Source organism: Flavobacterium undicola (assembly GCF_009909155.2).
GTDB lineage: Bacteria > Bacteroidota > Bacteroidia > Flavobacteriales > Flavobacteriaceae > Flavobacterium > Flavobacterium undicola.
Genome location: NZ_JAAAPM020000006.1, coordinates 118,814 through 132,472, shown reverse-complemented (window position 1 = coordinate 132,472; position 13,659 = coordinate 118,814). Strand labels below are relative to the sequence as shown.

The following is a 13,659-nucleotide window of genomic DNA, read 5'->3' as shown; positions in this document are numbered from 1 at the left end:
AAACCATAATTTCACATTTAATGAAAACGTCATTAGTAGTGTTTTTTGTTCCGTCCGACTCTTCGGGCAATGTCATTAAGTTAAGGAATAGCAAATAAACCACCCCGCCTTTGCTTCGCCAGTTCGCTGTCGCTTGTGTCAGGCACCCTCCAAAGGAGGGGAAGTCGCGTAATTTCCCCTCCTTTGGAGGGGTGCCCAGAGGGCGGGGTGGCTGTTCGTTTTTTAAGAATAAACGCTGTTATCTCCAACCACCACCTAAAGCACGATACAACTCAGTATTAGCAGAAAGTTGTTCTCTTTTTATATTCGCTAATTCCAGTTCGCTTTGCAATAAATTCGCCTGTGCTGATAAAACTTCAAGGTATTCCGCCATTCCGTTTTGGAATAACAAATTGGCATTTTTTATCGCTTGTTGCAAGGTTTTTACACGTTGTTGCAAAAACGATTCTTGTTGTTGCAATTTCTCCACTTTTACCAAGGCATCTGAAACTTCACTAACAGCCACCAAAACAGCTTGTCTGAAACTCAAAACCGCTTTTTCTCTTTCTACTTTCGCAATATTGTATTGTGTTCGTACTTTTTTAGAGTTCAATAAGGGCTGGGTTAAACCTCCTGCCACCGTTCCAAATAAGGAAGCCGGAATGTTGAACCAATTGCTGGTTTCGAATGAATTCACTCCACCTTGCGCCGTAATTCTAAGCGCAGGATATAAGTCGGCTTTTGTAATTCCTACATTGGCGTTAGCCACTTTTAAGGCTAATTCGGCACTTTTTACATCCGGTCTTCGGCTTACTAAGGATGACGGAATTCCGGTCAACGTATTGTTTTTTACTTCAACTGAAGCCAAACGAATCGTTCTTTCTTTCGAATTGGGGAATGAACCTGTCAACACACTCAAAGCATTTTCCTGAATCGCAATATTTTGTTCCAATAACGGAATCAATTGTGCCGCGTTTAATTTTTGCGCTTCTGATTGTTGAATAGCCAATGAAGTTACCTGTCCCGCATCGTATTTTAATTTGATGATTTTGGTTGTACTATCGTTTAATTGTACATTTTTCTTTGCAATATCTAATTGTGCGTCCAGCATCAACAGATTGTAATATCCTTTAGAAACATTGGCTACAATAGTCGTTTGCAATGCTTTTTTCACTTCTTCGGATTGCAGGTAATTAGCAAAAGCTCCTTTTTTCTGATTGCGGATTTTACCCCAAATATCAGCTTCCCACGAAAGTGAAACTCCGGCCGAATAATCGTCAATGTGTTTTTGACCCAAAGCCTGATTCAGATTCATTCCCGTAAAACTATTGTCAGAAGGATTGCTGGTACTGGCATTCACAAACAAATTGGCCTGAGGAACATTTCCCCATTTGGATTGTGTGAAACGATATTGCGCGATTTCGATGTTCTTGGTAGCGATTTGTAAATCGTTGTTTCGGGTTACGGCGCTATCGATTAACTGAATAATATCTTTTTCGGTAAAGAAGTTTTTCCACTCTAAATTGGCGATGCTTGTGGTATCTTTTGAAACCGATGCATTCCTGAAATTCTCAGGAAATGCATCTTTTGGAGTTTCAATATCCTTCGAAACGCTACAGGATATCAAGGTGATGAAGACAAAAAGAATCATCACTATTTTTGTTATATACTTTTTCATTTTTATACGTGGTCTTTATTTTTCTGAATAGAAATCATCTTTTGTTTCAAGATCTTTCGATATTTTATAGGACAGGTACGTTATGCTGATGATGATTGTCACCAGAATTATTGTGATATAATTTTCCATTTTTATTTTCTTCGTTATGAATTACGGCTACTGGTTTTCCAGAAACCTTTTCTTGTAAATGTTGGAATATGATGAATAAAACCGGGATGATAAATAACCCTAGAATTACTCCTGAAATCATTCCACCCGCAGCTCCAATACTTATCGAGTGATTCCCTTGTGCTGATGGTCCTTTGGCACTCATCATCGGAATTAATCCCACCACAAAGGCTAATGAGGTCATGATAATTGGTCGCAAACGCAGTTTGGCGGCATCAATTGAAGCTTTGACCAAATTCTGTCCTGATTTTCTTTTTTGCAATGCAAATTCGACAATCAGGATGGCGTTTTTGGCGAGTAGTCCAATAAGCATTACCAAGGCAACTTGTACGTAAATGTTGTTTTCAATTCCGGTTAAACCAATGGCTGCAAATACTCCAAAGATTCCCGCAGGTATGGAGAAGATTACTGCCAAAGGCAAAATGTAACTTTCGTATTGCGCTGCCAATAAGAAATAAATGAATATTAAACACAGCAAGAATATCGTTGCCGATTGACCTCCAGACGAAATTTCTTCTCTCGTTTGTCCTGAGAATTCATAGCTATAACCGGCAGGCAATTGTTGCGCAGCGACTTCTTCAATCGCTTTGATGGCATCTCCTGAACTAAATCCAGGTTTCGGAATCGCATTAATCGAAATAGAGTTAAACAAATTGTATCTCGATGCCGTTTCTGAACCATAAATACGAGTCAGTTTTACCAAGGTGTTGATGGGAACCATTTCGCCATTTTTGTTTTTCACAAATACACGATCGATTGAAGATGGATCCGCTCTGTCGTCAATATCAGCCTGAACAATAACACGGTAATATTTTCCAAATCGATTAAAATCAGAAGCTTGTGCACTACCAAAATAAGCTTGCATGGTTTGCAGAATGTCTTTGACTTTTACACCCAATTGATCTGCTTTTTCATCATTAATATCCAATTGCAATTGAGGATAATCGGCTTTGAAAGAGGTAAAGGCTACTGCAATCTCTGGGCGTTTCATTAATTCGCCAATGAACGTTTGTGAAATTCCACTGAACTTATCCAGTTTTCCTCCGGTTTTATCCTGAAGGACCATATCTAAAGCTTCCACATTACTAAATCCGGGAACAGTTGGAAAACTAAATACAAAGAAACTTCCTCCTGAAATTGCGCCTAATTTGCCGCGAACTTGATTCATGATTTCGTCGATATTTTTAACTTCTCCTCGTTCTTCATTTGGTTTCAATAAAACAAAAACTACTGCCGATGATGGACTGGTCGAATTCGTCAGTAAGTTGAAACCTGAAATAGCGGTAACATCTCTGGAAGCATCTAATTTGCTTAAAATATTTTCGGCTTCGGTCATTACTTTTTGAGTTCCATCTAAAGATGTTCCGGAAGGAGTATTTACCGCAATGGCAATAAATCCCTGATCTTCTGTTGGAATAAATCCGGATGGAGTTGTTTTTACCATTATAATCGTAGCAACAGTTATTAAGGCCAATCCGCCTAAACTCAACCATTTTCTGCGAATTAAAAATTGTAATCCACCCACATAACGATTCGTTAACGAATTAAAACTGTTGTTGAATCCGTCAAAGAATTTTTCTTTAAATCCTCTTTTTACATAAGGTGTATTTCCATCATGTGCGACGTGATTGTCTTTTAGGAACAAAGCGGCTAGGGCAGGGCTTAAAGTCAAAGCATTTACAGCTGAAATTACAATTGCAATAGCCATTGTAAAAGCAAACTGACGGTAGAAAACTCCTGTAGAACCTTCCATGAAACCAACAGGCAAGAATACCGCTGCCATCACCAAAGTAATCGAAATAATTGCACCGGTAATTTCGTGCATCGCTTCGTGTGTGGCTACTTTTGGAGACAGATGTTTGTGTTCCATTTTAGCATGCACGGCTTCGACAACTACAATCGCATCATCGACAACAATACCAATCGCTAAGATTAAAGCAAATAAGGTCAATAAGTTAATCGAAAATCCGAATAACTGCATGAAGAAGAACGTACCCAAAATCGCTACTGGAACCGCAATTGCAGGAATTAAAGTAGATCTAAAATCTTGCAAGAAGAGAAACACCACAATAAATACCAATATAAAAGCTTCTAATAAAGTATGTTTCACCTGATCTATCGATTGGTCTAACGATACTTTTGTGCTGTAAAAAATATTGTGTTTGATGCCTGGAGGGAAATCTTTAGAGGCTTTAACGATCAATTTATTAATGGCAACCTGAATGTCATTCGAGTTAGAACCGGCCAACTGAATTACTCCAATTACAATTCCTTTTTTACCATTCAAACGCGTTAAACTGTTGTATGAATAAGCGCCAAGTTCCACTCTGGCAACGTCTTTTACACGAAGTACAGAACCATCAGCATTCGAACGAATGGCAATATTTTGATAATCTTCGGGTTTGCTTAGTTTTCCTTTGTATTTGATTACGTATTCGAAAACTTCTTTACTTCTTTCTCCAAATTTACCCGGAGCAGCTTCTAAGCTTTTGTCCTGAATGGCTGCCATAACCTCATTTGGCGTCACATTGTAAGCTGACATTTGGGTTGGATTCAACCAAACACGCATGGAGTAATCTTTTACACCACCAAAAATACTGGCAGCACCCACACCCGGAATACGTTTGATTTCAGGGATAATATTAATTTGAGCATAATTGGCAACAAAAGTCTGATCGTATTTGGATTCGTCATCGGTGTACATTCCGATGGCCATAATAAAACTATTTTGTTGTTTTGCGGTAATAACACCTTGTTGAACTACTTCGGCAGGCAACTGACTTGTAGCTTGTGCTACTCTGTTTTGAACGTTTACAGCAGCTCGGTCAGCATCAGTACCCAGTTTAAAGAAAACGGTAATAGCTAAAGTCCCGTCATTACTGGCTGTTGAGCTCATATAAGTCATATTCTCCACACCATTTATCGATTCCTCCAATGATGGTGCAACCGAACGTAAAACGGTTTCGGCATTCGCTCCCGGATAAACTGCTGTAACCAAAACCGATGGTGGTGCGATATCAGGAAACTGTTGTAAAGGCAATTTCGTAAGACCAAGTATACCTAATATCACCAGCAAAATGGAGATAACGGTTGCCAGTACAGGTCTTTGTATAAATATTTTGAACATAAAAATTATTTTTAATTAATGATTTGAGCAATTGCTGCTTTTGGTTTCTCAGGTTGAATCAGTTGTCCTTCCTGAAGTTTGTCGATACCGCTTAATACAATTTGGTCACCTGATTTTACACCGTCTTTGATTAAGTAATTGGTACCGCTTTTTCCGCTGATGGTAATGGGCATTTTGTTGACTTTGTTTTCTTTATTTACAGTGAAAACAAAAACTTTATCCTGCATTTCAATTGTAGCCGATTGTGGAATTAAAATAGCATCGTCATGTTGCACTCCTAATCGAATTTTCCCTGTGTTTCCGGAGCGTAATGTTCCGTTTTTGTTAGGGAAAGTAGCTCTAACAGTAATAGCTCCCGTGTTTTTATCAAACTGACCATCGACCATATCGATTTTTCCTAATTGTGGATAATCAGAATTATCGGCAAGGATTAAAGTTACAGGAGGTAATTTTTTGATTTTGTCGCCAAGGGTATTTCCAGCGTAAGCCGATTTGAATTTGATGAAATCAGTTTCGCCTAAGGAGAAATAAGCGTACACTTCATGCACATCGGATAAGTTGGTTAACGGCTCAATATCCGTTGCTGATACTAAACTTCCTTGTTTTTTAGGCAATCTTCCAATGTAACCACTAACCGGAGCGGTAATATTAGTATATCCTAAATTGATTCTGGCCGAACCTACCATTGCTTTTGCCTGTTCAATGTTAGCAACTGCAATTTTTTGTGAAGCTTTGGCGGTTTTTAATTGGTAGTCTGAAACTACTTTGTTTTGAACCAAAGGAGTTAATTTATCCACTTCTAACTGAGCGTTTAAGTAAGCCGCTTCTGCCGCGTGAAGATTAGCCAAAGCATTGTTTAATTGCTCACGAAAAGGACGTTCGTTTATTTTAAAAAGTGTTTGACCTTTAGTTACATAAGCACCTTCATCTACATAAATTCTTTCCAGGTTTCCACTTACTTGCGGACGGATTTCTACATCTACAGCACCTTGTAATGCCGCTGGATATTCAGCATCTGTTACAGCATCCGAGCTTTTAATGGATAAAACCGGTAGGAGTGGAGCTGCTGCCACTGGAGGAGTTGCATTTTTATCGTTACAACTAATAACGAATACTGCTAGTATACTTAATAGGGTAATCTTTTTCATAATTGGAATTGTATTTAAAATGGTCTTGGATTCTATTGTTTTTGGAATAATCGTTTCAGAATTCATGCTGTTTTTCATTTAAAGGTTATTGTTTTGTGTAGCGATAATTCTGGAATAATCGTTTCAGAATCAATGCTGTAGTTTAAAAAAGGCTATGCGTAATAAATAGTATATCTGAAATAAACGTTCCAGAATTTAGGTTAAAAAAAAGCGGTTATTTGAATATATTTTTAATCAGGAATTCTGACATTTTTTTGATTTTGATTGGATTTCCATGAAGGATGTACGATTGCTTCCATCCTGTAAAAGAAGTGGCAATGTATTCAGCCATTAATGCTGCATCTTCAGAATCGTCCATTTCACCGTCATCCATCGCTTTTTGAACTACTGTAGCCATAAATTCGATGAAAATGTCATTGTTTTTACTCATCTGATTTCGAACAGTGCAATCATCCGGAGCAATTTCGAAAATCGTTTTCATTCCCAGACATCCTTTCTCACAGTCTACAATCCAACTTGCTTTATCAGTAATAATCTTAATTAGTGCTGCTTTAGCAGATGTTTCCTTAGCCACTTTTTCTTTCACTTCCTGCATCGCATTATCGAAATAATTGCCAATGCATTTCATAAATAATTGATGCTTGTCGCCAATGGTATTATACAAACTGCTTCGGTTGATCTGCATAGCATCCACAAGGTCTTGCATTGAAGTAGCATTATATCCTTTTTCCCAAAAGACATTCATTGCTTTTTCAATTTTTTCAACCTCGTTAAATTCTACACAGCGAGCCATAAGATTTAATTTGAAGGGCAAAGATATAGTTATTTTAATTCTGAAACAAGCATTTCAGAATTATTTTTTGTTTTTTTAATTTGGCTGTATTGTTTTTTAAGTAACATCGACTATTGCTAATAAGTATTTTGTATTCTCATTATGTTGCTCTTAAAATGAAAATTTAATCTAAATAAATAGTATAGGTGTGTATATTTATATTATTGATATGTAATTGATTAAGCGTTAGTATTAAAGTATTTGTTTAGTTGTGTAAATGAAAAAAAAGAATAAGCTAATTAGTTATTCGTGTTACCGAAAGTGTCGTTAAAAAAAGATAATCCTAATTAAGGATCCCTAATTTAAACTTCTATATTCATTAGGAGTATAACCTGTATTCTTTTTAAACATTCGATTAAAATGCTGTGGATATTTAAATCCTAATTCAAAGGCAATTTGGCTAACCGATTTTTCCGTGTCAAAAATGCGTTCTTTGGCCAAATCGATTAATTTCAATTGAATGTGTTCCTGAGCGGTTTTTCCGGTTTCTTTTTTGATTAAATCACCAAAATAATTAGGAGAAAGATGCAAACAATCCGCAAAATAACCAACGGATGGAAGTCCTATATCCTGTGGGTTTTCAGACAGGAAATAGTCATTCAATAAGTTTTCAAATTTTGATAAAATATCAGTATTGATGTTTTCACGGGTTACAAACTGCCTGTCATAAAATCGAACGCAGTAATTTAATAGCAGCTCGATGTTATTCGTTATAATGCTTTTGCTGTGTTTGTCAATAGACTGACTTAGTTCATATTCTAATTTGCTAAATAAATCTTTTATAATTTGTTGTTCTTTCAAAGACAAATGAAGCGCCTCATGCGAATCATAAGAAAAGAAGGAGTACTGACTCATTTGCTTCCCTAATGTGGTTCCTTTTATTAAATCAGGATGAAAAAGCAGTGCCAATCCGGTAGGTTTGTAATTATCAGTATTGTTAACTTCCAAAACTTGTCCCGGTGCAACAAAAACCAAAGTTCCTTCATCATAATCGTAGTTGTTACGACCATATCTCAACTCTCCACAGTGTCCGGCTTTTAAGAATATGGCATATAAACCAAAGTGTATACGGCTATTATTAGGTAGGTTTTCGGTATCTGTATTATCAAAAACACTGATTAAAGGATGTAGCGTTTCAATACCTTTCAGTTTATTGTATTGATCAATTTTTTCGAGTTTTATAATAGTATCCATCTTCGCATTCTTTAAATTTATAATACAAATATAGCACTCAGATTGTTAAGAAGTTAGCTCGCTTATCTAAATCAGTAATAATGGTATTAACATCCGTAATATGTATACCAAACAACAACGGTTCTAGCAGGAACTTTGTACCATTCTAAAGAAAACAAGGAGCAAGATAGAATAAAGCACTTTTATGTTTATCGGAATAATAACCAAAGAGTTACTATTATTAATCGAAACATTTATCTAACAAAAATATAATTATGAATCGTAGAAACCTATTAAAAATAGCAGGTTTAGCAATGGCCGGAAGTGCAATATTGCCTTTCTCTTCTGTCGCTCAATCTATAAATTCAGAATCTAATCTTTTCGAAAACAATAATGCTAGAAAACCGCTTTCAGGTAGACGAAAATTAGGTAATGATCTTGAAGTTTCCACTATGGGTATTGGTGTTCAGAACATGAGCCGTACCTATCAAACGACAATTCCCTCCCGACCAGAAATGCACAATATCATCAGGACTGCTTTCGATAAAGGAGTTACTTTTTTCGACGCAGCCAAGGCTTATGGTCCTCATGAGGTGGAACGAATTCTAGGAGAAGGTATCGCTCCTTTCCGTGATAAAGTAGTTGTAGCAACAAAGTTCGGCTGGAATATCGATCAGGAAACCGGAAAGCGATTAGCGGGATTAAACAGCCAACCTGAACATATTAAAAAAGTAGTGGATGGAATGTTGAAACGCCTTCGTACTGATAGAATTGATTTGTTGTACCAACATCGTGTTGACCCAAATGTTCCTATTGAAGATGTTGTGGGAACTATAAAGGATTTGATTGCAGCAGGGAAAGTACTTCATTATGGACTTTCAGAACCGGGTGTACAAACCGTAAGAAGAGCACATGCAATTCATCCTATTGCAGCTATTCAAAATGAATATTCTTTGCTATGGCGCGGGCCGGAAAAGGAAATTATTCCACTTTGTGAAGAATTGGGGATTGGTTTTGTTCCGTGGAGTCCGCTTGGTGTCGGTTTTCTAACCGGAGCCATTGATGCCAATACACGATTCGCTCCCGGCGACATTCGCGGCGTAGAGTCCCGATTTTCACTGGAAAATTTACCCCAAAACTTGGCATTGGTAGAATTGTTGAAAAAATGGAGCGCACAAAAGCAAGCCACTCCTGCCCAAATTTCATTGGCTTGGTTACTGTCGCAAAAACCATGGATCGTGCCCATTCCCGGTACGACACAAATGGCTCACATGCTGGAAAATATTGGAGCCGAAAAGGTGAAATTTAACTCAGCTGAATTATTGGAATTCAACAAACAATTAGATGCTATTCCGATTATAGGGGAACGATTGCCTCCCGGAGTATTGGCTTTTTCAGGAGTAGAAGCACCAATGAAGAAGTAGTAAAATTAAAAATTACAATCACAATTTAACTTTAAATTATTTCCAAATGAAAACATTAATTATGAGTCTCATAGCTGTAGCAAGTTTCCAATATTCCTTTGCTCAAGAAAATAAAACTAATCCGGCTGCTACGAGTTACACAGCTGCTGAGCAAGAAGTTATTCAATTATCTAAAGATAAATGGCAGTGGATGGCCGATAAAAATGTAGACAAACTGAAGCTTCTCTTTGATAACAAATCAAAATTTGTTCACATGAGTGGTACTTGGAAAAAAGACGAGGAACTCGATATTATAAAAACAGGAAGAATTTGGTACAAGAATGCTAAAGTACATGATGTAGCAGTAGAACTTTTTGGAAAAACAGCCATTTTATGGAACCGAATTACACTAGAGGCTATAGTTCGAGGAAGTGAAGTAGTGACTGAATTTACTGTAACAGAAACGTATCAAAAACAAGGAAAAGAATGGAAATTATTAGCTTTAACATTCAGCAGTGTTCGAGATACTCATCAGATTCAGAAATAAGAAAAACAAAATATACTCAATTATTACTACTATGAAAATGGATAATATAGAGGATGATAAATCACAAGTATTGGAGGTAACTCGCCAACTGACTCAGTTGATGATTGACAAGAACACGACAGCAATGAACAAGATTTTAGATACACATTTCATGCTCACGCATATTACGGGCTATGTACAGTCAAAAGCCGAATGGTTCGATGAGATTGAAAGCGAGCGAATGAAATACTATTCATATAAAGAAGTAAAAACATCCCTGAAAATAGAGGAAGATAAAGCCACATTTGTTGGTCAAAATCTTCTTGATGCCAGAATTTGGGGAACACGAAACAACTGGCGTTTGCAACAAACAATGCAGCTTGAAAAACGCAATGGCGAATGGATTATCCTGAAATCGGTTGCCACCACATTTTAAAAAATAAAAATTATGGAAAAGAGAATATTAGGAAACAGCGGACTGGAAGTTTCCGCTTTAGGAATGGGGTGTATGGGATTGAGTTTTGGTTACGGTCCTGCAACTGACAAACAAAAAGCGATACAATTAATCAGGGAAGCTTACGAACAAGGAATCACTTTTTTTGATACAGCAGAAGCTTACGGCATTGTCAATGAAGAATTAGTCGGCGAAGCCTTGGCGCCGTTTAGAAAAGAAGTAGTTATTGCGACCAAATTTGGATTCAAAGAAGGAGATTCCAGCAAAGGACAAGACAGCAATCCAAAACGGATTAGAGCGGTTGCCGAAGAATCTTTAAGAAGATTAAAAACCGACGTGATTGATTTGTTCTACCAACATCGTGTTGACCAAAATGTACCAATGGAAGACGTTGCCGGAACGGTCAAAGACTTGATTGCAGAAGGAAAAGTGAAGCACTTTGGACTTTCAGAAGCGGGCGTTGAATCCATTCGGAAAGCGCATGCTATTCAGCCCGTAACGGCTTTGCAAAGTGAATATTCCATTTGGTGGAGAGAACCCGAATTAGAGATTCTTCCAACATTGGAAGAACTGGGAATTGGTTTTGTTCCTTTTAGCCCATTGGGGAAAGGTTTTTTGACGGGTGCTATCAATGAAAACACCCAATTTGATGCTTCTGATTTCCGAAATATAGTACCACGTTTTTCTGAAGAAAACCGAAAAGCCAATCAAAAATTGGTTGAGCTGTTGGGTGCAATTGCCACGCAAAAAGAAGCCACACCAGCACAAATTGCTTTGGGATGGTTGTTGGCACAAAAACCGTGGATTGTTCCTATTCCAGGAACTACAAAGTCACATCGATTGACCGAAAATATTGGAGGTGCTTCTATTGTTTTATCGACTGGAGACATTCAGGAAATTGATGAAGTGTTTGCTAAAACTACTATTCAAGGAGACCGTTATCCAGCGCATTTGCAAAAAAGAGTTGGTAAATAAATATTGAAAATATGAAAAAAGTACTCATCATCGGAGCTAGTGGAGGTCTTGCAAAATATGTGATTGAAGCACTACAGCAACTAACAAATATTGAACTCACTTTATTTTTAAGAAACAAAACCCGATTATCAAAAAGTACATCCGAAGGTTGTATCATCGTCGAAAGTGATGTAATGAATTATGATGAGGTTGAAAATGCTGTCAAAGGACAAGACTTCGTATATGTAAACCTTGCCGGAAATTTGGAAGCTATGACCAAAAACATTGTAAAGGCAATGCAGGAAACTGGCGTGAAAAGAATTATTGCCATCAGTTCCATCGGTATTTATGAAACGCCCTTAAAACCCGTTTTAGTGCCTTACCGAAAATTAGCGGATGTCATAGAAAGTTCGGGACTAGATTATACCATTTTACGTCCCGACTGGTTTACCAATGGCAACGAAATTGATTATACCATCACCCAAAAAGGTACACCTGAAACAGGTTCAGCCATTTCCAGAAAAAGTATCGCTGCTTTTGTGGCAACTCTTGTTGAGAATTCAGAATTACATAAAAACGAAAATTTAGGAATTAGTAAACCTTAAAAAGTGGAATATGGAAAAAAATAGAATTGAAGCGTTCACCGATGGAGTTTATGCCATTATCATTACCATAATGGTATTAGAACTTAAAGTTCCACATAATCCTACTTTAGATAGTTTTGTAGCAATGTGGCCTGTATTCATAAGCTATGGCGTTAGTTTTCTTTTCGTGGGATTAAATTGGGCCAGCCACCATCATTTGTTTCAAACCGTTTCCAAAGTGGACAATAAAGTACTTTGGATCAATATGCTCAACCTGTTTATTCTCTCCCTTGTTCCTTTTGCAACGGCAACAATGGGTGAAAATGATTTTAAAGCGATTACGGTTACCATTTATGCAAGCCTGCTCACTGTAAGTATAATTGTTTATCTACTTTTAGTGAATCAACTTTGCCAATTACACGGTAAAGATTCCTCTTTTTCCAACACCTTCAAAGGTCATAAAAAATCGTATTTCAGCCTTGGTTTGAATTGTGTAGCCATCTTTTTATCGCTGATCGATTTTCCGAAAACAGCTTTTATAATTCTAATACTGACGTCCTTGTCTTGGTTTGTTCCCAATCACCTATTTAAACAAAATGAAAATTAAACAACAGCTAAAGTTTTAAAAAAAAATACTAAGTTTAGATTAAAGCGCAACAAAACAATACGACTTCTATTTCTCAAACAAAAAAATACCGATTATGCCAAACCATTTAGTGAAATGTAAAATTTATATCTTTATCAAATGAAAATATTCAATGACTTCGCTTCATATAACGAATACATAGGCTTGACAAAGCCTTTGGACAATGATATCGATGTGGGTTATTATGACCCGCCTAATATGCTTTTGAAGTCTGAAGCTGTTGCGGTAGATTTTTACAGAATTTCTATAAAAGCAGGGTATAGAGATAAATTTGTCTCAAATGCAAAACCAGTAAACGCCGTATTTTTCAATAGTCCAGAAATACCTGTTGGATGGGATGTTGACCCAAATTACACTGGAATGTATCTGCAACTTTCTAAAAAAATTATTGAAGAAAACAGATTCTTGTTCAAAACTTATCTGGATTATGGTCAACACGAAGCCTTGTATTTAACAGAGGATGAAGTGGAAGAAGTGAGTATTGTTTTTAAATTGATGATGAAATATTATGAAAGTGAAAAACAAAATTTTAATGTGCTTTTGTCTTATGTAAATGTGTTGGTTTCGTTGGTGGAAGCATTTTATAAAAGACAGTTTTTAACTGACCCCAAAGAGTACAATCGAATTGTATCGGATTTTCAACAAAGTCTAATTGATTATTACAAACAGCCTGTTTCCCAACTTCCCAATGTGCAGTATTTTGCTGATAAACTGGGATTGACAGCCAATTATTTGGGCGATATTGTAAAACATTTTACACAAAAATCGGCTCTTGAAAACATTCACGATTTTGTAATTAAAAAAGCAAAAGAACTATTGGTAGAAAATAAAACCTTAAACACTACCGAAGTGGCTTATGAACTGGGTTTTGAATACCCGAATTACTTTTCGAAATTCTTTAAGAAGCAGGTGAATCTCACTCCAAAAGAATACCGATTGCAAGCAATCCATAAAAATTAAACTCAATGAAACGCCTTTAACAAGGCG

General features: G+C 36.8%; 12 protein-coding genes. 7 read left to right on the top strand and 5 right to left on the bottom strand.

Annotated elements, in window-relative coordinates; translation table 11 throughout:
- Positions 1–238: 238 nt before the first annotated feature.
- From GTZ96_RS05525 to GTZ96_RS05505, 5 genes are all read right to left on the bottom strand, one after another.
- Positions 239–1,657, bottom strand: a complete 1,419-nt coding sequence (locus GTZ96_RS05525; protein WP_161641693.1) for a TolC family protein — start codon at positions 1,655–1,657, stop codon at positions 239–241.
- Positions 1,658–1,721: 64 nt separating this feature from the next.
- Positions 1,722–4,952: an efflux RND transporter permease subunit gene (locus GTZ96_RS05520; protein WP_235972866.1), complete on the bottom strand. Its 3,231-nt coding sequence runs from the start codon at positions 4,950–4,952 to the stop codon at positions 1,722–1,724.
- A gap of 11 nt (positions 4,953–4,963) precedes the next feature.
- Positions 4,964–6,166 carry an efflux RND transporter periplasmic adaptor subunit gene (locus GTZ96_RS05515; RefSeq protein WP_394368011.1) on the bottom strand — a complete coding sequence of 401 codons (1,203 nt, stop codon included), beginning with the start codon at positions 6,164–6,166 and terminating at the stop codon, positions 4,964–4,966.
- 148 nt (positions 6,167–6,314) lie between these two features.
- On the bottom strand, positions 6,315–6,893 hold the full coding sequence (locus GTZ96_RS05510) for a TetR/AcrR family transcriptional regulator (RefSeq protein WP_161641691.1): 579 nt from the start codon (positions 6,891–6,893) through the stop codon (positions 6,315–6,317).
- 336 nt (positions 6,894–7,229) lie between these two features.
- Positions 7,230–8,126, bottom strand: a complete 897-nt coding sequence (locus GTZ96_RS05505; protein ID WP_161641689.1) for a helix-turn-helix domain-containing protein — start codon at positions 8,124–8,126, stop codon at positions 7,230–7,232.
- A 254-nt stretch (positions 8,127–8,380) separates the two neighbouring features.
- On the opposite strand from GTZ96_RS05505, the gene GTZ96_RS05500 reads away from it, so the two are divergent.
- From GTZ96_RS05500 to GTZ96_RS05470, 7 genes are all read left to right on the top strand, one after another.
- Complete coding sequence (locus GTZ96_RS05500; RefSeq protein WP_161641687.1) at positions 8,381–9,529, top strand: aldo/keto reductase; 1,149 nt, start codon at positions 8,381–8,383, stop codon at positions 9,527–9,529.
- A 46-nt stretch (positions 9,530–9,575) separates the two neighbouring features.
- On the top strand, positions 9,576–10,055 hold the full coding sequence (locus GTZ96_RS05495) for a nuclear transport factor 2 family protein (RefSeq protein ID WP_161641685.1): 480 nt from the start codon (positions 9,576–9,578) through the stop codon (positions 10,053–10,055).
- Positions 10,024–10,470 carry a nuclear transport factor 2 family protein gene (locus GTZ96_RS05490; protein ID WP_317168878.1) on the top strand — a complete coding sequence of 149 codons (447 nt, stop codon included), beginning with the start codon at positions 10,024–10,026 and terminating at the stop codon, positions 10,468–10,470. Before GTZ96_RS05495 ends, GTZ96_RS05490 begins: the two co-directional genes overlap by 32 nt.
- 12 nt (positions 10,471–10,482) lie before the next feature.
- A complete protein-coding gene (locus tag GTZ96_RS05485; protein ID WP_161641681.1) occupies positions 10,483–11,463 on the top strand; it encodes an aldo/keto reductase in 981 nt (326 codons plus the stop codon).
- A gap of 11 nt (positions 11,464–11,474) precedes the next feature.
- Positions 11,475–12,047, top strand: a complete 573-nt coding sequence (locus GTZ96_RS05480) for an NAD(P)H-binding protein (RefSeq protein WP_161641679.1) — start codon at positions 11,475–11,477, stop codon at positions 12,045–12,047.
- Positions 12,048–12,057: 10 nt separating this feature from the next.
- Positions 12,058–12,633 carry a TMEM175 family protein gene (locus GTZ96_RS05475; RefSeq protein WP_161641677.1) on the top strand — a complete coding sequence of 192 codons (576 nt, stop codon included), beginning with the start codon at positions 12,058–12,060 and terminating at the stop codon, positions 12,631–12,633.
- Positions 12,634–12,771: 138 nt separating this feature from the next.
- Complete coding sequence (locus GTZ96_RS05470) at positions 12,772–13,632, top strand: helix-turn-helix domain-containing protein (protein WP_161641675.1); 861 nt, start codon at positions 12,772–12,774, stop codon at positions 13,630–13,632.
- Positions 13,633–13,659: the final 27 nt, after the last annotated feature.